The organism is Streptomyces sp. NBC_00726 (genome assembly GCF_045161735.1).
GTDB lineage: Bacteria > Actinomycetota > Actinomycetes > Streptomycetales > Streptomycetaceae > Streptomyces.
The window spans coordinates 5,463,403-5,489,044 of the sequence record NZ_CP108983.1 but is presented as its reverse complement, the minus strand read 5'-3'; the positions used below and the strand labels follow the sequence as shown (position 1 = coordinate 5,489,044).

Annotated in this window: 15 protein-coding genes and 1 riboswitch; of the genes, 9 read left to right on the top strand and 6 right to left on the bottom strand. The window is 73.4% G+C overall.

Translation table 11 applies throughout. The features are described from left to right. The first annotated feature begins 151 nt into the window (after positions 1-151). From OG338_RS24445 to OG338_RS24435, 3 genes are all read left to right on the top strand, one after another. Positions 152-1,402, top strand: a complete 1,251-nt coding sequence (locus OG338_RS24445) for a ThuA domain-containing protein (protein ID WP_405939361.1) — start codon at positions 152-154, stop codon at positions 1,400-1,402. A 134-nt stretch (positions 1,403-1,536) separates the two neighbouring features. Beyond that, the gene (locus OG338_RS24440; RefSeq protein WP_405939360.1) at positions 1,537-5,052 is read left to right on the top strand and encodes a SpaA isopeptide-forming pilin-related protein; all 3,516 of its coding nucleotides are present in this window, start codon (positions 1,537-1,539) and stop codon (positions 5,050-5,052) included. Positions 5,053-5,152: 100 nt separating this feature from the next. Then, positions 5,153-5,848 carry a L,D-transpeptidase gene (locus OG338_RS24435; RefSeq protein ID WP_405939359.1) on the top strand — a complete coding sequence of 232 codons (696 nt, stop codon included), beginning with the start codon at positions 5,153-5,155 and terminating at the stop codon, positions 5,846-5,848. A gap of 4 nt (positions 5,849-5,852) precedes the next feature. On the opposite strand, the gene cobN is transcribed toward OG338_RS24435, so the two are convergent. Beyond that, on the bottom strand, positions 5,853-9,542 hold the full coding sequence (gene cobN, locus OG338_RS24430) for a cobaltochelatase subunit CobN (protein ID WP_405939358.1): 3,690 nt from the start codon (positions 9,540-9,542) through the stop codon (positions 5,853-5,855). An 84-nt stretch (positions 9,543-9,626) separates the two neighbouring features. After that, positions 9,627-9,702, bottom strand: a riboswitch (cobalamin riboswitch). Between the two features lie 119 nt (positions 9,703-9,821). On the opposite strand from cobN, the gene cobG reads away from it, so the two are divergent. From cobG to OG338_RS24415, 3 genes are read left to right on the top strand one after another with little or no spacing between them, the layout of a single operon-like run. Then, positions 9,822-11,156, top strand: a complete 1,335-nt coding sequence (gene cobG, locus OG338_RS24425; protein ID WP_405939357.1) for a precorrin-3B synthase — start codon at positions 9,822-9,824, stop codon at positions 11,154-11,156. A gap of 54 nt (positions 11,157-11,210) precedes the next feature. After that, positions 11,211-11,837 (top strand): precorrin-8X methylmutase, encoded by a 627-nt coding sequence (locus OG338_RS24420; RefSeq protein ID WP_143623089.1) that lies wholly within the window; start codon positions 11,211-11,213, stop codon positions 11,835-11,837. Beyond that, positions 11,834-13,363 (top strand): precorrin-2 C(20)-methyltransferase, encoded by a 1,530-nt coding sequence (locus OG338_RS24415; RefSeq protein ID WP_405939356.1) that lies wholly within the window; start codon positions 11,834-11,836, stop codon positions 13,361-13,363. Before OG338_RS24420 ends, OG338_RS24415 begins: the two co-directional genes overlap by 4 nt. On the opposite strand, the gene OG338_RS24410 is transcribed toward OG338_RS24415, so the two are convergent. After that, positions 13,348-14,106 (bottom strand): cobalt-precorrin-6A reductase, encoded by a 759-nt coding sequence (locus OG338_RS24410; protein WP_405939355.1) that lies wholly within the window; start codon positions 14,104-14,106, stop codon positions 13,348-13,350. The genes OG338_RS24415 and OG338_RS24410 overlap by 16 nt on opposite strands. Before the next feature lie 11 nt (positions 14,107-14,117). On the opposite strand from OG338_RS24410, the gene OG338_RS24405 reads away from it, so the two are divergent. Further along, positions 14,118-15,233, top strand: coding sequence for a cobalt-precorrin-5B (C(1))-methyltransferase (locus OG338_RS24405; protein WP_405939354.1), 1,116 nt, complete (start codon positions 14,118-14,120; stop codon positions 15,231-15,233). 28 nt (positions 15,234-15,261) lie between these two features. Here OG338_RS24405 and cobM read toward each other — a convergent pair whose 3' ends face one another. The 3 genes from cobM to OG338_RS24390 form a co-directional block, all read right to left on the bottom strand. After that, positions 15,262-16,011 carry a precorrin-4 C(11)-methyltransferase gene (cobM, locus tag OG338_RS24400; RefSeq protein WP_405939353.1) on the bottom strand — a complete coding sequence of 250 codons (750 nt, stop codon included), beginning with the start codon at positions 16,009-16,011 and terminating at the stop codon, positions 15,262-15,264. After that, a complete protein-coding gene (cbiE, locus tag OG338_RS24395) occupies positions 16,008-17,285 on the bottom strand; it encodes a precorrin-6y C5,15-methyltransferase (decarboxylating) subunit CbiE (RefSeq protein ID WP_405939352.1) in 1,278 nt (425 codons plus the stop codon). Before cbiE ends, cobM begins: the two co-directional genes overlap by 4 nt. A gap of 123 nt (positions 17,286-17,408) precedes the next feature. Beyond that, entirely contained in the window at positions 17,409-18,467 is a 1,059-nt protein-coding gene (locus OG338_RS24390) for a VWA domain-containing protein (RefSeq protein WP_405939351.1), read from the bottom strand. 282 nt (positions 18,468-18,749) lie between these two features. Between OG338_RS24390 and modA the strand changes: the two genes are divergently transcribed. Together modA and OG338_RS24380 are read left to right on the top strand one after the other, a co-directional pair. Next, on the top strand, positions 18,750-19,562 hold the full coding sequence (modA, locus tag OG338_RS24385; RefSeq protein ID WP_405939350.1) for a molybdate ABC transporter substrate-binding protein: 813 nt from the start codon (positions 18,750-18,752) through the stop codon (positions 19,560-19,562). 60 nt (positions 19,563-19,622) lie between these two features. Next, the gene (locus tag OG338_RS24380) at positions 19,623-21,542 is read left to right on the top strand and encodes an ABC transporter permease (RefSeq protein WP_405939349.1); all 1,920 of its coding nucleotides are present in this window, start codon (positions 19,623-19,625) and stop codon (positions 21,540-21,542) included. A gap of 3 nt (positions 21,543-21,545) precedes the next feature. On the opposite strand, the gene OG338_RS24375 is transcribed toward OG338_RS24380, so the two are convergent. Continuing rightward, positions 21,546-25,637, bottom strand: a complete 4,092-nt coding sequence (locus OG338_RS24375; protein ID WP_405939348.1) for a molybdopterin-dependent oxidoreductase — start codon at positions 25,635-25,637, stop codon at positions 21,546-21,548. Between the last annotated feature and the right edge of the window lie 5 nt (positions 25,638-25,642).

Here is a 25,642-nt window from a genome sequence, read left to right as displayed (position 1 = left end):
AGGTCAGCTGCGCTGACATGCAGCGTTCGAGTTATGCGCGAATTTCTGCCAGGAAGGTTTCCTGACAGATGTCTTGACGGGCTGTCGTGTACACGCGCAGACTCCGGTCTGCTCGGCCGCTGCGCTCCGCCGCCCACCTCTGGAGTCCTCCATGCGCGTCAGACACGGCACCGCACTCCTGCTCCGGCTCCTCGCCCGCACCCTCGCCCTCGCCGCCCTCGTGCTCGGCCTGCAAGCCGCCCCGGCGCACTCCGCCCCCGCAGCCGGTACGTTCCGGGTGCTGGCCTTCTACGACGGCACCTACGACGCGGCGCACATCAGCTTCGACCACGAGGCGAACGCCTGGTTCGCAGAGCAGGGCGCCGCCCACGGCTTCACGTACACCGCGACGACCGACTGGAGCCGGCTCAACGGCTCCGAGCTGGCCGGCTACCAGGTGGTGATGTTCCTCGACAACTACCCGCAGACCGCGTCGCAGCGCTCCGCGTTCGAGGCGTACGTGCGGAACGGCGGCGGGTTCGTCGGCTTCCATGTGTCCGCGTTCAACACGGACACCGGTGACTGGCCCTGGTACCACAACACCTTCCTGGGCACCGGCACGTTCCGCTCCAACACCTGGGGGCCCACGCGGGAAACGCTGCGCGTGGACGATCCCGGGCACCCGGCGACGGCGGGGCTCCCGGCCACGATCACCTCGTCGGTGAGCGAGTGGTACAGCTGGCAGAACGACCTGCGGAAGAACCCCGCGATCGATGTCCTCGCCTCGATGGACCCCTCGACGTTCCCCATCGGCACGGACCCCAACCAGACCTGGTACAGCGGGGATTACCCGATCGTGTGGTCGAACCGCGACTACCGGATGGTCTACAACAACTTCGGCCACAACGCGATGGACTACGCGACGGACACCGCCCTCTCCTCCACCTTCGCGAGCGCCCGGCAGAATCAGCTCCTGCTCCAGGAGATCGCCTGGGCCGCCGGGCAGGACGGCGGCCCGGTCACCCCGCCCGACGACGGCGCCACCGGCCGGATCACCGGGTACGGCGGCAAGTGCGTCGACGTGGCGGGCGGAAGCTCCGCCAACGGCACGGCGGTCCAGCTCTACGACTGCAACGACACCGGGGCCCAGCGGTGGACGACCGGCACCGACGGCATGCTGCGGGCACTCGGCAAGTGCCTGGACGTCACGGCGGCCGGGACCGCGAACGGCACGAAGGTGCAGCTCTACGACTGCAACGGCTCCGGGGCGCAGGTCTGGCAGCACCGGAGCACCGGCGAGCTGCTGAACCCCGCGTCCGGGAAGTGCCTGGACGCGACGGGGCCGAGCGCGGCCAATGGCACGCGGCTTCAGATCTGGTCCTGCTATGGGAGCGACAATCAGGTCTGGGTGCTTCCGGGGTGACGGGGCGGCCGGGCCGCCCGGGTCGGTGGCCCGGGCTCGCACCCCCTCCGTCCGGGTGGCCCCGTCCCGCCGCCCGGCGCAACGGCTCGTGTCGCGCGCGCGGAGCGGGGGTGCGGGGCGCTCAGGATGCCGCCATGAAACCCATGCCCAAACGCCTCGCCGCGCTGCGCTCACGCGCCCGCGCCACAGGTGCGGCCTGCGCCGTCCTGGCGACGGTCGTCCCCGTCTTCTCCCTCGGCCTAGGCGCCACCTCGGCCGCCGCCGCCCCGCTGCCCGGTGGTCTCGGGCCCTGTATCCCGGGCGACTGCCCCGACCCGTTCCCCGACATCAACAACGGACCGATCGCCGGCCGGGACGACGGCATCAACATCTTCGTCGGCGACGACTTCCTCGTCCGGGGGCGTGCGGCGGAGGCCGAGGGCCGGGTCGTCGTGCTGGACCACTTCGACCAGAACAAGGACACGGACGCGAGCTCGCTGTACAACCTCGGAATCGTCGGGGTCGGCTCGCGCGTCGCACCGCCCGACGGCTCGGACTTCCTGGCCGCCGGCGGGAACGTGACCATCGCCTCCGGACAGACCCTGGACACGACGGGCGGCCTGCCCGATGAGCAGGGCATCGTCCGGTACGCGGGCACCCAGACCGGGACCGTCACCGGGACGACCATCCAGGACGACGACGCGACGGCCCCGTACGTGGGCCTGCGCGACGAGCTCACGGCGGCCAGCCAGTGCTACGCGCGGCCGGACGGCGAGACCCGGACGCCCACCGGGACCGCGGTCAACGAGGGCTACCGGACGCTGTTCACCGGCGACGGGACGTCCAGCCTCCAGGTGTTCAACGTCGACTTCGACATGGTCAACCCGAACTCGCCCAACGGCAGCCAGTCCATCGAGTTCGAGAACATCCCCGCCGACGCGACGATCCTGGTCAACGTGGTCGGCGAGAACCGCATCATCAACACCACCAGCGGAAGCGACACGCTGGGCCAGTACCGCGAGCGGCTGCTGTGGAACCTGCCGGACGCCACCACGGCGTCCTTCGTGGGGTCCGGGCAGTTTCAGGGCAGCGTGCTGGTGGGCGAGCAGGCGTCCATGACCACGGTGAGCCTGCCCGGCATGAACGGCAGGTTCTTCACCACCGGCTCGCTCACCCACACCAGCGAGAACGCGGGCGTGGAGTTCCACGCCTACCCGTTCGACGGTGACCTCCCGGACTGCGGTGGACCGCAGCCGGTGACGGGCGCGGTCAGCGTGCTGAAGACCGACGCGGACACCGGTGACCCGCTCGCGGGGGCCGACTTCGAGCTGTGGCGCGAGACCAACGACGTCCCCGGCCTCCAGACCGACGGTGACAACCCGGACACCCACGTCTCGGACTGCACCACCCCGGCGAACGGCATCTGCTCCGACACCACGACCGTGGGTACGTACTACTGGCGCGAGACGGCAGCCCCCGACGGCTACGACCTCCCCGACCCCAACGTCTTCGGCCCCCTCGTCCTGACCGAGGACAACGCGGACCAGGGCGTCCAGGCCGAGGCCATCAACAGCCAGACGCCCGTCCCCCCGGTGACCGGTGAGGTCCGCGTAGAGAAGACGGACGCGGACACCGGAGCCCCGCTGGCCGGCGCCGACTTCGAACTCTGGCGCGAGACCAACGACGTCCCCGGCCTCCAGGTCGACGGAGACGACCCGGACACCCACGTCTCGGACTGCACGACGCCCGCGAACGGCATCTGCACCGCGACGACGGTCCCCGGTACGTACTACTGGCGCGAGACCGCGGCCCCGGACGGCTACGACCTCCCGGACCCGAACGTCTTCGGGCCGCTCACGCTCACCGAGGACAACGCCGAAGACGGCGTCCAGGCCGAAGCGGCAAACACCCAGACGCCCGTCCCCCCGGTCACCGGCGAGGTCCGCGTACAAAAGACCGACGCCGACACCGGAGCACCGCTGGCCGGCGCCGACTTCGAACTCTGGCGCGAAACCAACGACGTCCCCGGCCTCCAGACCGACGGAGACAACCCCGACACCCACGTCTCCGACTGCACCACCCCCGCGAACGGCATCTGCGCCAACACCACCACCGTGGGTACGTACTACTGGCGCGAGACCGCGGCCCCAGACGGCTACGACCTCCCCGACCCCAACGTCTTCGGCCCCCTCACCCTCACCGAAGACAATGCGGACCAAGGCGTCCAGGCCGAGGCCGTCGACACGAAGACCCCCGTACCGCCCGTCACCGGCGAAGTCCGCGTGGAGAAGACCGACGCCGACACCGGAGCACCCCTCGCCGGCGCCGACTTCGAACTCTGGCGCGAAACCAACGACGTCCCCGGCCTCCAGACCGACGGAGACAACCCCGACACCCACGTCTCCGACTGCACCACCCCCGCGAACGGCATCTGCGCCAACACCACCACCGTGGGTACGTACTACTGGCGCGAGACCGCGGCCCCAGACGGCTACGACCTCCCCGACCCCAACGTCTTCGGCCCCCTCACCCTCACCGAAGACAACGCCGAAGACGGCGTCCAGACCGAAGCCGCCAACACCCAAACCCCCGTACCCCCCGTCACCGGCGAAGTCCGCGTACAAAAGACCGACGCCGACACCGGAGCACCCCTCGCCGGCGCCGACTTCGAACTCTGGCGCGAAACCAACGACGTCCCCGGCCTCCAGACCGACGGAGACAACCCCGACACCCACGTCTCCGACTGCACCACCCCCGCAAACGGCATCTGCGCCGACACCACCACCGTGGGTACGTACTACTGGCGCGAGACGGCGGCCCCGGACGGCTACGACCTCCCGGACCCGAACGTCTTCGGGCCGCTCACCCTCACCGAGGACAACGCGGACCAAGGCGTCCAGGCCGAGGCCGTCGACACGAAGACCCCCGTACCGCCCGTGACCGGCGAAGTCCGCGTGGAGAAGACCGACGCGGACACCGGGGCGCCGCTGGCCGGGGCCGACTTCGAGCTGTGGCGTGAGACCAACAACACGCCGGGGCTCCAGACGATCGGTATCAACCCCGACACCCACGTCTCGGACTGCACCACCCCGGCGAACGGTGTCTGCACCGCGACCACGGTTCCGGGCACCTACTACTGGCGCGAGACCTCGGCGCCGGACGGTTACGATCTGCCTGACCCGAACGTGTTCGGGCCGCTCACGCTCACCGAGGAGAACGCCGAGGACGGCGTCCAGGCCGAGGCCGTCAACGCCAAGACGCCCGTGCCGCCGGTGACCGGGTCGCTGACGCTGGACAAGACGGACGCGAAGAACGGGGCGCCGCTGCCCGGGGCCGTGTTCGAGCTGTGGCGTGAGAGCAACGACGTGCCCGGGCTTCAGACGGGCGGGGCGAACCCCGACACGCTCGCGGACGCGGGCTGCTCCACCGACCAGGACGGGCAGTGCACCTTCGACGACCTGCCGCTCGGGGAGTACTACCTCCGCGAGATCGCCGTCCCGGAGGGCTACGTGCTGCCGGCGAACCCGGTCTCCGGGCCGTTCGAGGTGACGGAGGAGAACAGCGAGGACGGCGTCACCGTGGAGCTGGCCAACGACCGCGGTGAGCCGGGCAAGGGTAAGGGCAAGGGCAAGGACTGCAAGCACGACACGCACAAGGCCGCTCGCGGCTGACACGCTCACCCGCCCGGCCGCCCACTCGTGGGCGGCCGGGCGTTTGTGCTGATTGGCTCGGCAATACACCGTTTCCGTTGATCCCGCAGGAGGTCCGGCCGTGTCCCGTTCCCACCGCCTCATCGGTGCCACCGTCGCCACCGCGGCCATGGCGCTGCTGTGCACCGCGGCCCCCTCGGCCGCCTCCGCCGCCCGCGACACCGCGTGCACCGCGCCGGCCGGGCCGTACCAGCGGCAGCTGGAGACCCATCTCGGACTGCCCGTGGACGGGCGTCAGTCCGACGCCGACTGCCGGGCGATCCGGTCCTTCCAGACCGAGCGGGGCCGCCCGCACCCGGACGGGTTCGCCGACCTCGGTACGTACCGCGCGATGCTCGTGGTCGAGGCCGCGCCGGACCCGAACGCCGCCGGAAGCTGCCCCGTCGAGACCGGGCGGGTGACCTGTGTGGACATGGACCGCCAGCTGCTGTGGGTGCAGAAGGGGCGGACGGTCGTGTTCGGGCCCGTGGCCATTCGTACGGGCCGCGACGCGCAGGAGACGCGGCCCGGCCGGCACACCATCTACTGGCGCGACCGCGACCACGTCTCCGACATCTACGACGACGCCCCCATGCCGTACTCGCAGTTCTTCGACGGCGGGCAGGCGCTGCACGGGCACCCGGGGGACCTGTACGACGGCGGCGGGTCGGCGGGCTGCGTCAACCTCACCGTGGACGACGCGGCGAAGCTGTGGGATCTGCTCGCGCTCGACGACGTCGTCTATGTGTGGGGTGTGAAGCCCGGTACCGCCGGCTAGAGGCTTACTCCTCGCCCTCCAGGTTTCCTTCCGTCTCCAGGAAGACCTGGCGCAGTGCTTCGAGGACCGCCGGGTCGGGCTTGGCCCACATGCCGCGCGACTCGGCCTCCAGCAGGCGTTCCGCGATGCCGTGCAGGGCCCACGGGTTGGCCTGTTCCAGGAAGGCGCGGTTGGCCGGGTCCAGGACGTAGGTCTCGGTCAGCTTGTCGTACATCCAGTCCGCGACCACGCCCGTCGTGGCGTCGTAACCGAAGAGGTAGTCGACGGTCGCGGCCAGCTCGAAGGCGCCCTTGTAGCCGTGGCGGCGCATCGCCTCGATCCACTTCGGGTTGACGACGCGGGCGCGGAAGACGCGCGAGGTCTCCTCGGTCAGGGTGCGTGTGCGGACCGTCTCGGGGCGGGTGGAGTCCCCGATGTACGCCTCCGGGGCGGTCCCCTTCAGCGCACGGACCGTGGCGACCATTCCCCCGTGGTACTGGAAGTAGTCGTCGGAGTCCGCGATGTCGTGCTCGCGGGTGTCGGTGTTCTTCGCGGCGACCGCGATGCGCTTGTACGCGGTCTCCATCTCCTCGCGGGCCGGGCAGCCGTCCAGGTCGCGGCCGTAGGCGTAGCCGCCCCAGGTCGTGTAGACCTCGGCGAGGTCGGCGTCGGTGCGCCAGTCACGGGAGTCGATGAGCTGGAGCAGCCCGGCGCCGTACGTGCCGGGGCGCGAGCCGAAGATACGGGTGGTGGCCCGGCGCTCGTCCCCGTGCTCGGCCAGGTCGGCCTGGGTGTGCGCCCGTACGTGGTTGAGCTCGGCGGGTTCGTCCAGCGAGGCTGCCAGCCGCACGGCGTCGTCCAGGAGGCCGATGGTGTGCGGGAACGCGTCGCGGAAGAAGCCGCTGATGCGGAGGGTGACGTCGATGCGGGGGCGGCCCAGCTCCTCGGCCGGGACCGCCTCCAGGCCGGTGACGCGGCGCGAGGCGTCGTCCCAGACCGGGCGCACGCCGAGCAGGGCGAACGCCTCCGCGACGTCGTCGCCCGCGGTGCGCATGGCGCTCGTACCCCAGAGGGAGAGGCCCACGGACACCGGCCAGTCGCCGTTGTCCTCGCGGTAGCGGTTGAGGAGTGAGTCGGCGAGGGCCTGGCCGGTCTCCCAGGCGAGCCGGGAGGGGACGGCCTTCGGGTCCACGGAGTAGAAGTTGCGGCCGGTCGGGAGGACGTTGACGAGCCCCCGGAGAGGTGAGCCGGAGGGGCCTGCGGGGACGAATCCGCCGTTGAGGGCGTGGACGCAGTGGTCCAGTTCGTCGGTGGTCCCGGCGAGGCGGGGGGCGACCTCCTGGGCCGCGAAGTTGAGGATGGCCGCCACGTCTGGGCTGAGGTCGTGGAGCAGTGTGCGGGTCGGCTGCTCGGGGCTCTGCCCCGGACCCCGCTGCTCAATCGCCGCAGGGGCTTGATTGGGCTGATCGCCCGCCGCAGGGGCTTGGAGGGCCGACGGGTCCCAGCCCGCGTCCTCCATCGCCTGGACCAGGGCCCGGGCCTGGTCCTCCACCGCGTCCGCGTCCGCGCGGGTCGCCGCGGACTCGTCCAGGCCCAGCGCCTCGCGCAGGCCCGGCAGGGACGTCGTGCCGCCCCAGATCTGGCGGGCCCGGAGGATCGCCAGGATCAGGTTGACGCGGGCGGCGCCGGTCGGCGCGTTGCCGAGGACGTGGAGGCCGTCGCGGATCTGGACGTCCTTGATCTCACAGAGCCAGCCGTCCAGATGCATGATGAAGTCGTCGAAGCCCTCGTCCTCCGGGCGGTCCTCGACGCCCAGGTCGTGGTCGAGCTTCGCGGCCTGGATCAGGGTCCAGATCTGGGCGCGGATCGCCGGCAGCTTGGCCGGGTCCATGGCCGCGATCTGGGCGTGCTCGTCCAGGAGTTGTTCCAGGCGGGCGATGTCCCCGTAGCTGTCGGCCCGGGCCATCGGCGGCACCAGGTGGTCCACCAGCGTGGCGTGCGCCCGGCGCTTGGCCTGGGTGCCCTCGCCCGGGTCGTTGACGAGGAACGGGTAGATCAGCGGAAGGTCGCCGAGCGCCGCGTCCGGACCGCAGGAGGCGGACAGGCCCGCGTTCTTGCCGGGCAGCCATTCGAGGTTGCCGTGCTTGCCGAGGTGGATCATCGCGTCGGCGCCGAAGCCGTTGTCGTCGGCGCGGGCGGCGATCCAGCGGTAGGCGGCCAGGTAGTGGTGCGAGGGCGGCAGATCCGGGTCGTGGTAGATCGCGATCGGGTTCTCGCCGAAGCCGCGCGGGGGCTGGATGAGGATGAGGAGGTTGCCCCGGCGCAGCGCGGCGAGCACGATGTCGCCCTCCGGGTTGCGGGAGCGGTCCACGAACATCTCGCCGGGCGGCGGGCCCCAGCGCTCCTCGACGCCCTCGCGGAGTTCGGCGGGCAGCGTGGCGTACCAGCGGCGGTAGTCGGCGGCGGGGATACGGACCGGGTTGCGGGCCAGCTGCTCCTCGGTGAGCCACGCCTGGTCGTGGCCGCCCGCCTCGATGAGGGCGTAGATCAGCTCGTCGCCGTCGCCGGAGGCGAGCCCGGGGACCTCCTCCGTACCGAAGTCGTAGCCCTCCTCGCGCAGTCGGCGCAGCAGGGCGACCGCGCTGGCGGGGGTGTCGAGTCCGACGGCGTTGCCGATACGGGAGTGCTTGGTCGGGTACGCGGAGAGGACGAGCGCGACGCGCTTCTCGGCGTTCGGGATGTGGCGCAGCCGGGCGTGGCGGACGGCGATGCCGGCCACACGGGCGGCGCGTTCGTCGTCGGCGACGTAGGCGGGGAGGCCGTCCTCGTCGATCTCCTTGAAGGAGAACGGAACGGTGATCAGGCGGCCGTCGAATTCGGGCACGGCGATCTGGCTCGCGGCGTCCAGCGGGGAGACGCCCTCGTCGTTGCCCTCCCAGTCGGTGCGGGAGCCGGTGAGGCAGAGCGCCTGGAGGATCGGGACGTCGAGCGCGGTGAGCGCGCCCGCGTCCCAGGACTCGTCGTCGCCGCCGGCCGACGCCTCGGCGGGCCGGGTGCCGCCCGCCGCGAGGACCGTGGTGACGATCGCGTCGGCGCCGCGCAGGGTGTCGATGAGCTCGGGTTCGGGGCTGCGCAGGGATGCGACGTACAGCGGGAGGGCCTTGGCGCCCTCGGCCTCGACGGCCCGGCACAGGGTCTCGATGAAGGCGGTGTTGCCGCTCATGTGGTGGGCGCGGTAGTAGAGCACGGCCACCGTGGGGGCGTCGTCCGCCGTCTGTCGGGGGGTGCGCTCCAGCGGGCCCCAGGAGGGTGCGGCGGCGGGCGGTTCGAAGCCGTGGCCGGTGAGCAGCACGGTGTCGGAGAGGAAGCGGGCGAGCTGGTCCAGATTGGCGGGGCCGCCGTGCGCGAGGTAGGCGTGGGCCTCGGCGGCGATCCCGATCGGGACGGTGGAGGCGGCCATCAGCTGGGCGTCGGGGGCCTGTTCGCCGGTGAGGACGACGACGGGGCGGCCGGTGGCGAGCAGGTGGTCGAGGCCGTCCTGCCAGGCGCGGACTCCGCCGAGGAGGCGTACGACGACGAGGTCGGTGCCGTCCAGGAGTGCGGGCAGGTCCTGGAGCGGGAGGCGGGAGGGGTTCGCGTACCGGTAGCGGACGGGTCCGTCGGAGGCGCGGGCGCTGAGCAGGTCGGTGTCGGACGTCGACAGGAGCAGGATCATGCGGCGTCTGGCCTTCCTCGGGGTGTCCACGCCCCGGGCGGTGTCGTGATCCCCTGCTCGGACCTGCCGAACGTGCGGGGAAGGGAGTTCCTGACTCGCCCGGCCTGGTGGGCCGGGCTCACAGTGGCGGGACCGCGCCGGAATCGCACCGGGCTTCCTCCCCTGTCGCCGTCTGTGGCGACGACGGACCCGGAGGTCCGCCGGGGTCCGTCCGCGAAGACGGGCCCCGCAGGCATAGTACGGGCCGGGGGGTCCGGTGGGTCATACGGATCGGATGAGATGGTCGGTATGCTCGCCGCCATGCCTCCCCCAGCCCCCCATTTCGCCCAGCCCGACGACGCCCGTTTCCGGTCGCGCGGCGACGCCTGCCCCGGTGCGCTGCGGCTGCACCGGGCGGACGACGGGGCGTTGGCGCGGGTCCGGGTGCCCGGTGGCGCGCTCGGTGTGGAGCAGGCGGACGGGCTCCGGGAGTTGGCCGGACGGCTGGGCGATGGTGAGCTGTATCTCACTTCGCGCGGCAATGTGCAGCTGCGCGGGCTGGGTGCGGAGTGCGGGGGTGAACTCGCCTCACGCATGTACGAAATGGGACTTTTGCCCTCCGAGCGGCATGAGCGGGTCCGCAATGTGGTGGCCTCCCCGCTGTCCGGGATCGACGGCCTCGGTGAGCGCGATGTCCGCCCGTGGCTGACCGCGCTGGACGCGCTGGTGTGCGCGAGCGAGGAGGCGGCCGGGCTTTCGGGCCGGTTCCTGTTCGCACTGGACGACGGGCGCGGTGACGTGGACGCGCTGGGCGCGGATGTGACGCTGCGGGCGCGGGCGGACGGGGACGCGGAGCTGCGGATCGGGGCGCTGGACTCGGTGGCCCGGATTCCGGCGGCCGGGGCGCCGCGCGCCGCGCTGCTCGCGGCGACGGTGTTCCTGTCCCTGGCGGCCGGTTCCGGCGCCTGGCGGGTGGCCGAGCTGCCCGGGGGCGCGGAACCGGTGTTCGACGCGGTGGTACGGGGGCTGGGCGCCGCCGGGCTGCCCGTCGCCCTCGGGACCGTACCGGTGCCGGACGGCACTCCCCCGGCGCTCGGTGTGGTGACGGGGTCCGGGGAAGCGGACGCGCTGTCCGTCGGGCTGCCGCTCGGGCGGGCGGACGCGGTGCGGTGGCGGACGCTGACGGACCTCGCCCGGGACCACGGCGCCGGTGAACTTCGGCTCACCCCGTGGCGCGGAGTCGTCGTGCCCGGGGTCCGGCGGGACCGGGCGGCCGGTGCGCTCGACGTGTTGGCGGCCGTGGGCCTCGTCACCGGGGACCGCTCGCCGTGGACCGGGGTCGGGGCGTGCATCGGGCGGCCGGGGTGCGCGAAGTCCCTGGCCGATGTGCGGGGTGACGCCGCGTCGGCGCTGCCCGTCGCCCCGCCCGTGGACGCCCTGCCCGTGCACTGGTCCGGGTGCGAGCGGCGGTGCGGGCACCCGCGCGGTGCGTGGGTCGACGTGGTCGCCGGTCCGGACGGCGGCTACCGGGTGTCCGTCGTACGGGACGGCGGGCGCGGCGCCCCGGTCCGCGTCGCCGACGACCCGGTCGCGCTGGCCGACGCCGTGGCGGCGGCCCGTAACCCTCGCACCTGACCGCCCCACACTTTTCCTGACCCACCCCCGCCCCAAGAAGAGAGCGACACCACTGTGTACGAGTACGAGAAGGACGGACCGGCCATCTATCGCCAGTCCTTCGCCACCATCCGGGCGGAGGCGGACCTCGCCGGGCTGCCCGCGGACGTGAGCCAGGTCGCGGTCCGGATGATCCACGCCTGCGGGATGGTCGACCTCGTACGCGACCTCGGCTACACGCCCGGCGCGGTCGCCCGCGCCCGCGCCGCGCTGCGGGCCGGCGCGCCCATCCTGTGCGATGTGGCCATGGTCGCCAGCGGGGTCACCCGCAAGCGGCTGCCGGCGGACAACGAGGTGGTGTGCACCCTGTCCGACCCGGCGGTGCCCGGGCTCGCGGCAGAGCTGGGCACGACCCGCTCGGCGGCCGCCCTGGAGCTGTGGCGGGACCGGCTCGACGGGGCGGTGGTGGCCGTCGGGAACGCGCCGACCGCCCTCTTCCGGCTGCTCGAAATGATCGAGGAGGGGGCCCCGCGCCCCGCCGCCGTCATCGGGGTCCCGGTCGGGTTCGTCGGGGCCGCCGAGTCGAAGGACGCCCTGGCCGCCCACCCGTCGGGGCTCGACCACCTGATCGTGCGCGGCCGGCGCGGCGGGAGCGCCATCGCGGCCGCCGCGCTCAACGCCATCGCCAGCGAGGAAGAGTGACCGTGAGCGAGCAGCAGACGGGACGGCCGGACGAGCGGGCGGGCCGGCTCTACGGGGTCGGGCTCGGCCCCGGCGACCCGAATCTGATGACCCTGCGCGCCGTGGAGGTCATCGCGGCGGCGGATGTCGTCGCCTACCACAGCGCCCGGCACGGCCGGTCCATCGCCCGGTCCATCGCGGCGAAGCACCTGCGCGCCGACCACATCGAGGAGGCCCTGGTCTACCCCGTCACGACGGAGACCACGGACCACCCGGGCGGCTACCGGGGCGCGCTGGAGGACTTCTACACCGAGGCGGCGGCCCGGCTCGCCGTGCACCTGGACGCGGGGCGCACGGTCGCCGTGCTCGCCGAGGGCGACCCGATGTTCTACGGCTCGTACATGCACATGCACAAGCGGCTGGCCGACCGCTATCCGACCGAGGTGATTCCCGGGGTGACCTCGGTCAGCGCGGCCGCCGCCCGGCTCGGGGCCCCGCTCGCGGAGGGCGAGGAGGTCCTGACGATCCTGCCCGGCACGCTGCCGGAGGATGAGCTGACGGCCAGGCTGGCCGCGACCGACGCGGCCGTGGTGATGAAGCTCGGCCGCACCTTCCCCGCCGTGCGCCGGGCGTTCGAGGCGTCGGGCCGGCTGCCCGAGGCCCGCTATGTGGAGCGCGCCACGATGGCCGGCGAGCGGCTGGGCGAACTCGCGGACACGGACGCCGAATCGGTGCCGTACTTCGCGGTCGCCGTGCTGCCGAGCCGGATCGACGCCCGCCCGGAGCGCGCCCCGGGCGACGGTGAGGTGACCGTCGTCGGCACGGGCCCGGCGGGCCCGCTGTGGCTGACGCCCGAGACGCGCGGGGCGCTGGCCGCCGCCGACGACCTGGTCGGCTACACCACGTACCTGGACCGGGTGCCGGTCCGGCCGGGGCAGATCCGGCACGGCTCGGACAACAAGGTGGAGTCGGAGCGGGCGGAGTTCGCGCTCGACCTGGCCCGGCGCGGGCGGCGGGTCGCCGTGGTGTCCGGCGGGGACCCGGGGGTTTTCGCCATGGCGACGGCGGTGCTCGAAGTCGCGTCGCAGGAGGAGTACGCGGACGTGCCGGTGCGGGTGCTGCCCGGGGTGACGGCGGCCAACGCGGCGGCGGCCCGGGCGGGCGCGCCGCTCGGCCACGACTACGCGACGATCTCGCTGTCGGACCGGCTCAAGCCGTGGGAGGTCATCGCGGAGCGGCTGCGGTCCGCCGCCTCGGCGGACCTGGTGCTCGCGCTGTACAACCCCGGTTCGCGGTCCCGGACCTGGCAGGTCGGCAAGGCCCGGGATCTGCTCCTGGAACACCGCTCGCCGGACACGCCCGTGGTCCTCGGCCGGGACGTCGGCGGGCCGGCCGAGAGCGTACGGAGTGTGCGCCTCGCGGACCTCGATCCGGCCGAGGTGGACATGCGCACGATCCTCATCGTCGGGTCCTCGCAGACCCGGTGGGGGCGGCGGGGCGACGGCACGCGGATCGTGTGGACGCCGCGCCGCTACCCGGAGAGCTGATCCGTCAGCCGTTGAAGCCGGCCCAGGGCCTCCTCCGGGGTGCCGGCCACCGCGCCCCCCTCGGGGACCGGTGGCCGGCGGACCACGACCACGGGGATGCCGGCCTCGCGGGCGGCGGTCAGTTTGGGGGCGGTCGCGGCGCCGCCGCTGTCCTTGGTAACGAGGACGTCGACGCGGTGCCGGCGGATCAGCTCGCGCTCGCCTTCCAGGGTGAAGGGGCCCCGGTCGAGCAGGGTCTCCATCCGGGCAGGGTACGGCGGCTCCGGGGCGTCCACGGACCGCATCAGGAACCACAGCCCGTCCAGGTCCGCGAAGGCGGCGAGCCCCATCCGCCCCGTGGTGAGGAACACCCTCCGCCCCAGTGCGGGCAGCGCCTCGGCCGCCTCGGCCAGGGAGCCGACCGGGTGCCAGTCGTCACCGGCGCCGGGCACCCAGCCGGGCCGGCGCAGCATGAGCAGGGGAACATGGGCGGCGGCGGCCGCGACGGCCGCGTTGAAGGTGATCGTCCCGGCGAAAGGATGGGTGGCGTCGATGAGCGCGTGCACCCGGTGCTCGCGAAGCCAGTCCGCGAGCCCGTCGGCCCCGCCGAAGCCGCCGACCCGGACCTCCCCCGGCGGCAGCTTCGGCCGGGCCACCCGGCCGGCCAGGGAGCTGGTGACCCTGCTCCCGGCGGGCAGCTCTGCCACCAGCAGCTCGGCGAGCCGGCGGGCCTCCGTCGTCCCGCCCAGAATCAGTACGTGCACAGGGACCATCCATGAGTGAGACGAAAGGCGGGCGCGGCGCCCAACTCAAGCACACCGGTCTGCGGCCCGGCTGGACGACCGGGGCCTGCGCGACGGCCGCCGCGACGGCCGCGTACACGGCGCTGCTGAGCGGGGACTTCCCGGACCCGGTGACGATCACGCTGCCCCGGGGCCAGACCCCGGCGTTCGCGCTCGCCGTGGAGGAGCTGGGCGACGGGCGGGCGTCGGCGGGCGTGGTGAAGGACGCGGGCGACGACCCGGATGTGACGCACGGCGCCCTGGTGCGGGTGAGCGTGCGGGTGCTGCCGCCGGGCTCGGGGGTGGTGTTCCGGGCGGGCCCGGGCGTCGGCACGGTGACGCTGCCGGGGCTGCCGCTGGACGTCGGCGAACCGGCGGTCAACCCGGTGCCGCGGCAGATGATCCGGGACCACATCGCGCGGGTCGCAGCGGCGCACGGCGGGTCCGGGGACGTCGAGGTGACGATCGGCGTGGACGACGGCGAGGAGATCGCGCGCTCCACCTGGAACCCGCGCCTGGGCATCCTGGGCGGTCTGTCGATCCTCGGCACGACCGGGGTCGTGGTGCCGTACTCCTGCTCGGCCTGGATCGACTCGATCCGGCGCGGCGTGGACGTGGCGCGCGCGGCCGGGCACACCCATGTCGCCGGGTGCACGGGGTCCACCTCGGAAAAGACGGTGGTCGCCGAATACGGGCTGCCGGAGATCGCGCTGCTGGACATGGGCGACTTCGCGGGCGCGGTGCTGAAGTACGTACGCCGCCACCCGGTGGACCGGCTCACGATCTGCGGCGGGTTCGCCAAGCTGTCGAAGCTCGCCGCCGGGCATCTGGACCTCCACTCGGGGCGCTCCCAGGTCGACAAGGCGCATCTGGCGGAGCTGGCCCGGCGCGGCGGTGCCGACGAGGCCCTGGCCTCCGCGATCGCCGTCGCCAACACCGGGCTCGCCGCACTCCAGCTGTGCCAGGCGCGCGGGGTGCCGCTGGGCGATCTGGTGGCCGTGGCCGCGCGGGACGAGGCGCTGTCGGTGCTGCGGGGGGCGCCGGTGGCCGTGGACGTGATCTGCATCGACCGGGCGGGCACGGTGGTGGGGCGCAGCTCCGCACGCTGACCCGGCCGGCCACCGGACAGGCCCCCGGTCAGCAGGTGTGGCGGTCGCGGGCGGGTGAGTAGAGGTGGCTGTCGTGGAACTGCTCGGCGCCCAGGGTGCGGCCGACCATGATCACGGCGGTACGGATGACTCCCGCGGCCTTCACCTGCTCCGCGATGTCCGCCAGGGTGCCGCGCAGCACCAGTTCGTCGGGGCGGGAGGCCATCGCGACGACGGCGGCCGGGCAGTCCGCCCCGTAGTGCGGCAGCAGCTCATCGACGACGCGGTCCGCGTAACGGGCCGCGAGGTGCAGGACGATCAGGGCGCCGCTACGGCCGAGCGTCGCCAGGTCCTCGCCCTCGGGCATGGCGGTGGCCCGCTGGGCGATCCGGGTCAGGATGACGGTCTGGCCCACGGTCGGCACGGTCAGCTCGCGCTTGAGGGCGGCCGCCGCGGCCGCGAACGCGGGCACGCCCGGGACCACTTCGTACGGCACGCCCGCCTCGTCCAGGCGGCGCATCTGCTCGTTGACCGCGCTGAACACCGACGGGTCGCCGGAGTGCAGCCGCGCCACGTCGTGGCCGGCCCGGTGCGCGGCGACGAGTTCGGCGGTGATCGCGTCGATGTCGAGCCGCGCGGTGTCCACCAGGCGGGCGTCGTCCGGGCATTCGGCCAGGAGTTCGCGGGGCACCAGGCTGCCCGCGTACAGGCACACCCGGCAGGCGGCGAGCGTGCGCGCGCCGCGCACCGTGATCAGGTCGGCGGCGCCGGGGCCCGCGCCGATGAAGTACACGGTCATCTGTTGTCGTCTCCTGAGGGTTGTGCGGGGGCCGTTGCGGCGTCCGAGGGCTTGCGTACGGACCACTGGGTGACGGGCATGGCCTGCCGCCAGCCGGTGAACGTGCCGACCGGCACGGCGTGCGCCACGGCGAGGCGGGTCAGCTCCCCGCCGTGCTCCTTGTGCCGGGCGGCGAGCAGCGCTTCGGATTCCAGGGTGACCGTGTTGGCGACCAGCCGGCCGCCGGGCGGGAGCGCGGCGAGGCAGGTGTCGAGGAGGCCGGGCGCGGTGAGGCCGCCGCCGATGAACACGGCGTCCGGGGCGGGCAGCCCGGCCAGGCTGCCGGGCGCCCGGCCGGTGACGACGCGGAGGCCGGGAACCCCGAGCCGGTCGGCGTTCGCCGCGATGCGCGCCGCGCGAACGGGGTCGCGTTCGACGGTGACGGCCCGGCAGGAGGGGTGGACGCGCATCCACTCGATCGCGATGGAGCCGGAGCCGCCGCCGATGTCCCAGAGGAGTTCGCCGGGGGCGGGGGCGAGCACGCCCAGGGTGACGGCCCGGACGTGACGCTTGGTCAACTGGCCGTCGTGCGCGTACGCCTCGTCCGGCAGGCCCGGTACGGCGCCGAGGCGCAGCGCCCCCGGCGCGGCCCGGCACTCGACGGCGACGACGTTGAGCGGGTCGCCGGCCGGGTGGTCCCAGCCGTCCGCCGTGCCCTCGGCGCACGCCTCGTCCTCGCCGCCGAGCTGTTCCAGGACCCGCAGGCGGCTGGGCCCGAAGCCGTGGTCGCGCAGCAGTGCGGCGACGGTGGCCGGGGTGGTGGCGTCGGCGCTGAGGACGAGCAGCCGGCGTCCTTCGTGGAGGGCGGCGGCGAGCCGGGCGGCGGGGCGGCCGACCAGGGTGACGACCTCGGTGTCCTCCAGCGGCCAGCCGATCCGGGCGCAGGCGTAGGAGACGGACGAGGGGTGCGGCAGGACGTGCAGCCGGTCCGGACCCAGGATCTCGGTGAGGGCCCGGCCGATCCCGTAGAACATGGGGTCGCCGCTGGCCAGGACGGCGATGCGGCGGCCCGTGTGCGCGGCGAGCAGGCCGGGCACCGCGGGGCGCAGCGGCGAGGGCCAGGGCACGCGGGTGCCCGCGCACTCGGGCGGCAGCAGGTCGAGCTGGCGCCCGGCGCCGATCAGGACCTGGGCGGCCGCCAGCTCCGTACGGGCCGGGTCGGGCAGGCCCGCCCATCCGTCGGCTCCGATCCCGACCACGGTGACTGCGGGCGGGCGGGGGTGCTCGGGGGTCACGGACGGTACCTCGGGTCTCGGGGGCTGACGCTCCCGCACTCTACTGGCCGGTTCCGGACGGGTCCCGGGCGCCCGGCTCCGGGAGGCCCCGAGGGGGTGTCGTGCCGATCAGGGCCGGAGCCGTCAGAGCATGATCAGCAGGCGGGTCTTCGGCTTGAGCTTCCGGTTGACCGAACGGCTCTGCACGTACACCTCCAGATCGGGGTTGTTCCCCGCCTTCACGGACACCGTGCCGCGGACGCCGGAGCCGAACAGCAGATTGCGGGCCGCGTCGCCCGAGTAGGCGCGGTCGGTGTCCTTCTCCACGACGATGACCTCCTTGTCGGGCTGCACCTGGACGCGGGCGCCCAACTGGTAGTAGCAGGCGCCGCGCTCGTAGGTGACGCCCGGGTGCGAGTCGACGAAGGCGCGGATCTCGACCTCCTTGTCGACCTTCAGGAGCCGGTACTTGTCGGCCGGGACCGGTTCGAGACTGGCCCGGACGTCGTCCACGGATATGTCCTGGCCGACCGCGAAGAGGTTCTTCGTGCCGCGCACGCCCTGCTCGCGGCCCCGCAGGAAGCTGGTGGCGGCGGCGCGCACGGTGCCGATCGCCTCCTCGACGCCCTCCTTCGAGTCGGCGTCCCAGATCGCGATGTTGCCGGCCGGGAAGCCGTAGTTCTGGGCGGTGCGCTTGGCCAGGGAGTTGGGGACGAGGATCGCCGACGTCCAGTGGCCCGGGAGGGCGCCCATCTTCGCCGAGATGCGGTCGAGCCAGGGGCCGAGGATCGTCATGTCCCCGTCGTGCCTGCGGTCGCCGCCGGAGGCGTTCTCCTCGCCGTCGGTCACCACGATCTGGAGGAAGCTGTGCTCGCCGTACTCCTCCCAGATGTGGCCCAGGTCGTCCAGGGACTTCAGGGACGCCTCGATGAGGGCCGTCGCGCCGTTGTTCACCTTGTACAGGCCGCGCATGGACGGCAGATGCTTCACGTCCATGTCCCAGACCAGGTTCTCCACCCGGTGGTCGAAGGAGTAGAGGCTGATCCGGGTCTCGTGTCCGAGGCTGTCCGACTCGGCCTTCAGGCCGGCCACGAACTCGTCCACGACGCGCACGAGCTGCCCCTGATGCGGGCGCATGGAGCCCGAGCAGTCCACGACGAGCGCGACGTGATTCACCTTGTGCTGGATCTTGTTGGCAGGCACTGCTGCTCCTTCTGCGAGGCTCCCCAAGCGACGTCTTCACCGTAGGCGGCGGCACTGACAACGGACCCGGCGCCGGATCGCCCGGGGCCCCGTCGCACCCTCCGCGCACGGCTCGGACCTTCCTCCAGGCCGGTGCGCATCTGCCATGTGTTTTCGCATGGACATGTGTAAATGCCATCCCCGAACACGTATTCTTCGGCACATGCTGTCTCCCGCCACCGGGTGGTCCGCTCACCGGCCCGGCGGCATCGCCCTCTCGCGTTCCCAAGGAGCTCCGCCCTCATGTCCTTCACCCCCGCCCTCACCCGCCGACGCGCTGCCGCGGCTCTCGTCGTCGTGGGCCTGCTGACGCCCCTCACCGCGTGCGGCAGCGACGACGACACGAAGGACGCGTCCACCGGCTCCAGCGCCTCCGCGTCCGGCGTGCCCGCGGCCGATCTCACCGTCCTCGCCGCCGCCTCCCTCACCGATGTGTTCAAGGAGGCGGGCGCCGCGTACGAGAAGGAGCACCCGGGCACGAAGGTGACGTTCTCCTTCGCCGGGTCCCAGGAGCTGGCCGCGCAGGTCAAGCAGGGCGCCCCCGCCGACGCGCTGGTCACCGCCGACACGAAGACGATGGACGGCCTGAAGTCGGACACCGGCACGCCCACGGTCATCGCGAAGAACCGTCTCGTCATCGCGACCGGCAAGGGCAACCCGGAGAAGGTCGAGAATCTCAAGGACCTGGCCGACACCAAGCTGAAGGTGGTCCTGGCCGCGTCCGAGGTGCCGGTGGGCCGGTACAGCAAGCAGATCCTGGACGCCCAGAAGATCACCGTGAAGCCGGTCTCGCAGGAGCCCAACGTGCGCGCGGTGCTCAGCAAGGTCGAGCTGGGCGAGGCGGACGCCGGTCTCGTCTACAAGACCGATGTCGCCTCGGCCGAGGGCAAGGTCGACTCGGTCGACATCCCGGACGAGCAGAACGCCGTCGCCTCGTACCCGGCGGCGACCCTCAAGGCCGGCAAGCACAGCGCGGCAGCCGAGGCGTTCGTGGCATGGCTGTCGACCCCCGAGGCGCAGAAGATCCTGACCGGCGCGGGCTTCCAGCAGCCGTAACGTAACCGGGGGCCCGTGCACGCGCCGGGCCCCCCGCCCCCAGCCCCAGGGATCATCCTGATGAACCGTCCCCGCGGCCGCGCGCCGATCGTGCTGGCCCTCCCCGCGCTCCTGGCCGTCGCGTTCCTGCTGCTGCCGCTGGCCGGCATCCTGGCCCGGACCTCGTGGGGCGAGCTGGGCGGCCACCTCACCAGTGAGGGCACCACCCAGGCGCTGACGCTGTCGCTGATCGTCTCCGGCTGGGCGCTGGCCCTCTCGCTCGTCCTCGGGGTGCCGCTGGCCTGGCTGCTCGCCCGGGTCGACTTCCCCGGCAAGGTCTTCGTCCGCTCGCTGGTGCTGCTGCCGATGGTGCTGCCGCCCACGGTCGGCGGCGTCGCCCTGCTGCTCGGCTTCGGCCGGCGCGGGCTGCTGGGGCCGTGGCTGGAGGACTGGTTCGGGATCACGCTGCCGTTCCACACCTCGGGCGCGGTGCTCGCGGCGACCTTCGTCGCCATGCCGTTCCTGGTGATCAGCCTGGAGGGCGCGCTGGGCGGGCTGCGCCCCCGTTACGAGGAGACCGCCGCCTCCCTGGGTGCTTCGCCGGTACGGGTGTTCTTCACGGTCACCCTGCCGATGGTGGCGCCCGGTCTTGCCGCCGGAGCGGCGCTGACCTGGGCGCGGGCACTCGGCGAGTTCGGCGCGACCATCACCTTCGCGGGAAACCTCCCGGGCACCACGCAGACCCTGCCGCTCCAGGTCTACCTGCTGCTCCAGGACAGCCCGGAGGCGGCGACCTCGGTGTCGCTGCTGCTGCTGGTCATCGCCATGGCGGTGCTGCTGGCGCTGCGCGGGCGGTGGACCGGGACGCCGCCGGAGCGGACGCGGCGGGAGGCCGCCGCGGACGACGAGCCGGGGACCGACGTGCGCGCCGATCCCGCCGTCTCCGTTCCGAAGGACGTACGGGAGAGCTGGCCGCTGCACGCCGAGGTCACCGGCTTCAACGAGCTGGTCCTCGACGCGGAGGCCGGGACGACCATCGCCGTCGTCGGCCCGAACGGCGCCGGCAAGACGACCCTGCTGCGCGCCCTGCTCGGCCTCACCCCGCGCGCCCACGCCCGGCTCCTCCTGGGCGACACCGACGTCACCGCCCTGCCCGCCCACCGCCGGGGCGTCGCCTGGGTCCCGCAGGACGGCGCGCTGTTCCCGCATCTGAGCACCCTCGCCAACACCGCGTACGGGCTGCGCGCCCGGGGCGTACCGCGTGCCGAGGCCCGACGCACCGCGCAGGAGTGGCTGGACCGGCTCGGGGTCGGGCAGCTGGCCTCGCGCCGCCCCGCCCAGGTCTCCGGCGGCCAGGCGCAGCGCGTCGCGCTGGCCCGCGCGCTGGCCGCCCGGCCGCGCCTGCTGCTCCTGGACGAACCGCTCGCCGCGCTCGACCAGACGACCAGGTCCCAGGTCCGGCACACCCTGCGCCGCCATCTCGACGGGTTCGGCGGCGTCTGCCTCATCGTCACTCACGACCCCGTGGAGGCCGTGGCGCTCGCCGACCGGGTCCTCGTCCTGGAGGACGGGCGCACGCTTCAGGACGCCCCGCCCGCCGACGTCACCCGGCACCCGCGCTCCCCCTGGGTCGCCCGGATGCTCGGCCGCAACGCCTGGCCGGGCACCGCCACCGCCGACGGCCTGGAGCCCTCGGGCGGCGGTCGTCTCGTCGCGGCCGACCCGCTGCCGGCCGGGGTGCCCGCGCTCGCGGTCATCGCGCCCGAGGCCGTCTCCGTACACCGCGAGAAGCCGGCCGGGAGCCCGCGCAACGTGTGGCCGGGGACGGTGCGCGAGATAACGACGGGCGGGAGCCGGCTGCGGGTCCTGGTGGGGTCGGATCAGGTGCCGGACCTGGTCGCCGAGATCACCCCGCAGGCGGCCGCCGAGCTGTCCCTCGCGGACGGGGCGCGGGTCTGGACCAGCGTCAAGGCGACCGAAGTGACGCTCGTTGCCCTCTGAACCTCAGTAGACGTCGCGCACGTACCGCTTGTCGGCGGCGAGCTGCTTCACGTACAGGCCGGCGGCCTCCGGGTCGAGCCCGCCGTGCGCGACGGCGATGTCGCGCAGCGCCCGGTCGACGTCCTTGGCCATCCGGGCCGCGTCGCCGCAGACGTAGAAGTGGGCGCCGTCGCGCAGCCAGGTCCACAGCTTGGCGCCGTGCTCGCGCATCCGGTCCTGTACGTAGATCTTGGCGCGCTGGTCGCGGGAGAAGGCGGTGTCCAGGCGGGTGAGGGTGCCGTCCGCGAGGAAGGACGTCAGCTCCTCCTCGTAGAAGAAGTCGGTGGCCCGGTGCTGCTCCCCGAAGAACAGCCAGTTGGGGCCGGGGTCGCGGCGGGCGCGGCGCTCTTCCAGGAAGCCGATGAAGGGGGCGACTCCGGTGCCGGGGCCGACCATGACCATCGGGGCGTCGGGGCGGGCCGGTGGCCGGAAGTTCGGGGCGCGGCGGACGAAGACCGGGACGCCGGTGTCGGGGGCGGCGTCCGCGAGGAACGGCGAGCAGACCCCGGAGCGGGGGCGGCCGCGGGTGTTCTCGTAGCGGACGACGGAGACCGTCAGGGAGAGGCGGTCGGGGGCGGTGAGCGGGCTGGACGATATCGAGTACAGGCGCGGTTGCAGGGGTTTGAGGATGCCCGCCCACTCCTCGGGGGTGGCCTTGACCGGGTATTCGGCGAGGACGTCGACGGCCTGCCGGCCCCAGGACCAGCGGGCCAGCTCGCCCTTGTTGTCGGGCCGCAGCATCTTCTTCAGGTCACGGTCGCCGGTGCGTTCGGTGACGAAGCCGAGCAGGGCGGGGGTGAGGCGGGTGATGTCCAGCTGGGTGTGGAGCGCGTCGCCCAGCCGCAGGCCGCCGAGGCCGGGGACCTCGATCTCCGCGTTGGCGTCGAGCCCGGTCACGGAGAGCCATTCGGCCACCAGGTCCGGGTGGTTGGCGGCGTGGACACCGAGCGCGTCCCCGGCCGTGTACTCCAGGGCGGTCCCGGTGCCGCTGGTGTCGAAGGTGAACCGGCGGACCTCCTTGCCGGAGCCGGGCAGCCCGAGCAGCCGGTTGCCGGCCAGCCGGGCGGTGACGGGCGCGGGCTTCGGGGTGCGGACCGGGGCGGGCGGGGGCGCGGGCAGGGGCACGGAGGCCGGGTCGGGCGCGGGGGCCGGGTCGGCGGGCGGGGCGGTGAGCCCGGCGAGGACCTGGTCGAGCCAGCTCAGCGCGGACGGTTCGTAGTCGGGTTCGCAGTCGGTACGCGGGGCGAGGCGGACGGCTCCGAGCTCGTCCAGTCGGTTGTCGAGCCGCCGCCCGTGTCCGCAGAAGTCGTCGTACGAGGAGTCGCCGAAGGCCAGGACCGCGAACCGCCGGCCGTCCAGGGGCGGGAGGTCGGCGGCCGTCAGGGCCTCCCAGAACCCGGAGCCGTTGTCGGGCGCGTCGCCGTCCCCGAAGGTGCTGGTGATCAGGAGGAGGTCGGCGGCCGGCGGCAGGGCGCGCGGGTCCGCCTCGTCCATGCCGAGGAGCCGGGTGCGGTGGCCCGTGGCGGTGAGCCGGTCGGCGGTGGCGGCGGCGAACTCCTCGGCGTTGCCGGTCTGCGAAGCCCACAGCACGACGACCTCGCGGGCGGGGGCCTCGGCGGCGGGGACGGGCACGGGGTCCTCGGCGGGCGGCCCGGTGCGCGAGTACATGCCGGCCAGGACGCCGTTGACCCAGCGCTCGTGCTCGGCGCTGAAGGGGGCACCGGGCGGCAGGACGGGGACGCCGGGGGCGCCCAGCGGCAGCCCGGCGAGGAAGCCGACGAGATACTGCCGCTCGTGCTCGGCGAGGACCGGGGGCGGGGTGGTGTCCAGGCCGAAGACGGCGGCGGGTGCCTGGGCGGGCGCCGCCACCGGCAGCGGGGCCGGGCCAGGAGCAGGGGCGGACGCCACCTTCGTCAGGGTCACCGCGCACACCTTGAACTCCGGCTGGTAGGAGACGGGGTCCACGGCGTCGCCGGTCACCGCGTTGACGCTGAGGTATTCGCCGAAGAGGTCGTTCCAGTGGAAGGGAGCGAAGCAGCAGCCGGGTGCCACGCGGTCGGTGACCACGGCCGGCAGGACGGCCCGCCCGCGCCGGGACTCGACCTCCACCGAGTCGCCCTCCGCGAGCCCGAGGCGGGCCGCGTCCTTTGGGTGCACCTCCACGAACGGTCCGGGGTTGAGGCGGTTGAGCTTGGCGACCCTGCCGGTCTTGGTCAGGGTGTGCCACTGGTGCTGGACCCGGCCGGTGTTGAGCAGGAAGGGGTAGTCGTCGTCCGGCATCTCGGCCGGCGGGATGTGGGGGCGGGCGAAGAAGCGGGCGCGTCCGGCCGGGGTCGGGAAGACCGGTCCGCCGCCGTCCGGGGCGAGATAGCGGATCGGGTTGCGGTCCGGGCCGTCGGCGGTGGGCGCGGGCCACTGGACGGGGGCGGTGCGCAGCCGTTCGTACGTCACGCCTCGCAGGTCGTAGCCGGTGCGGGGGTTCGCGGCGCGCTTGATCTCCTCGAAGACCTCCTCGGCGCTGTCGTACGTGAAGGCGTTCTCGTACCCCATCGCGCAGGCGATACGGGCGATGATCCGCCAGTCCGGGAGGGCTTCGCCGGGCGGCTCGACGGCGGGGCGGGCGAGGGTGAGGTTGCGTTCGCTGTTGACGAGGACGCCCTCCGCCTCGCTCCACAGGGTGCCGGGCAGCACGACGTCGGCGTAGGCGTTGGTCTCGGTGTCGGCGAACACGTCCTGGGTGATGACGAGTTCGGCGGCCTCCAGGGCCTCGATGACGGTGCGGCGGTTGGCGACGGAGGCGACGGGGTTGGTGCAGATGATCCAGCACGCCTTGATGTCACCGGCCGCCATCCGCTCGAACATCTCGACCGTGCCCCGGCCGCACTCGTCCTTGCGCAGGGTGCCGGGGGCCAGGCCCCACAGCTCTTCGGTGAAGGCACGGTCCTCGTCGTCCAGGAGTGACCGCTGTCCGGGGAGCCCCGGGCCCATGTAGCCCATCTCGCGGCCGCCCATGGCGTTGGGCTGGCCGGTGAGCGAGAGCGGGCCGCTGCCGGGGCGGCAGATCGCGCCGGTCGCGAGGTGGAGGTTGATCAGCGCGTTGGTGTTCCAGGTGCCGTGCGTGGACTGGTTGAGCCCCATGGTCCAGCAGCTCGTCCACTCCCCCGCCTCACCGATCCACCGGGCGGCCTGCCGGAGGTCGTCCTCCGGGATGCCGGTGATCTCCGCGACGGTGGCGGGCGGGTAGTCGGCTAGGAACTCCGGCATCTCCTCCCAGCCCTCGGTGTGCGCGGCGATGAACGCGGGGTCGGTGTGCCCGTCCGCGTGCAGCAGGTGCAGGAGGCCGTTGAGGAGGGCCAGGTCGGTGCCCGGGTTGACGCGCAGGAAGAGGTCGGCCCTGTCGGCGGTGGCGGTGCGCCGGGGGTCCACGACGATCAGCTTGGCGCCCGCCTTGACGCGGTCCAGGAGGCGCAGGAAGAGGATCGGGTGACAGTCGGCCATGTTGGCGCCGATGACGAGGAAGACGTCGGCGCGGTCCAGGTCGTCGTAGGAGCCGGGCGGCCCGTCCGCGCCCAGCGACAGCTTGTATCCGCTGCCCGCGCTCGCCATGCACAGCCGCGAGTTGGACTCGACGCGGTTGGTGCGGACGAACCCCTTGGCCAGCTTGTTCGCCAGATACTGCGCCTCCAGGGTCATCTGCCCGGACACGTAGAACGCGACGGCGTCCGGTCCGTGCGTGTCGATGACCGCCCGCAGCCGCCGCGCGGTGGCCGCGACCGCCTCGTCCACACCCACCGGTACGGGCTCCGCACCGCGCTCCGGCCGCACCAGCGCGGTGGCCAGCCGCCCGGGCGCGGCGAGCATGTCGGCGGTGGTCCCGCCCTTGGTGCAGAGCCGCCCCGCGTTGGCGGGGTGCGCCTTGTCGCCCGACGCCTTGCGGACCGTACGCCGCCCGTCCGGCCCGGCCGCGATGTCGAGGACCATGCCGCAGCCCACCCCGCAGTACGAGCAGACCGTACGGACCTGAGTGGCGTCGGCCGACGAGCTCTGTGGGGGCACCGGGG

Coding starts and splice junctions, on each gene's coding strand:
- OG338_RS24445 (WP_405939361.1), top strand. CDS start 152: ATGCGCGTCAGACACGGCACCGCACTCCTGCTCCGGCTCCTCGCCCGC.
- OG338_RS24440 (WP_405939360.1), top strand. CDS start 1,537: ATGAAACCCATGCCCAAACGCCTCGCCGCGCTGCGCTCACGCGCCCGC.
- cobN (WP_405939358.1), bottom strand. CDS start 9,542: ATGATCCTGCTCCTGTCGACGTCCGACACCGACCTGCTCAGCGCCCGC.
- cobG (WP_405939357.1), top strand. CDS start 9,822: ATGGTCGGTATGCTCGCCGCCATGCCTCCCCCAGCCCCCCATTTCGCC.
- OG338_RS24405 (WP_405939354.1), top strand. CDS start 14,118: ATGAGTGAGACGAAAGGCGGGCGCGGCGCCCAACTCAAGCACACCGGT.
- cobM (WP_405939353.1), bottom strand. CDS start 16,011: ATGACCGTGTACTTCATCGGCGCGGGCCCCGGCGCCGCCGACCTGATC.
- modA (WP_405939350.1), top strand. CDS start 18,750: ATGTCCTTCACCCCCGCCCTCACCCGCCGACGCGCTGCCGCGGCTCTC.
- OG338_RS24380 (WP_405939349.1), top strand. CDS start 19,623: ATGAACCGTCCCCGCGGCCGCGCGCCGATCGTGCTGGCCCTCCCCGCG.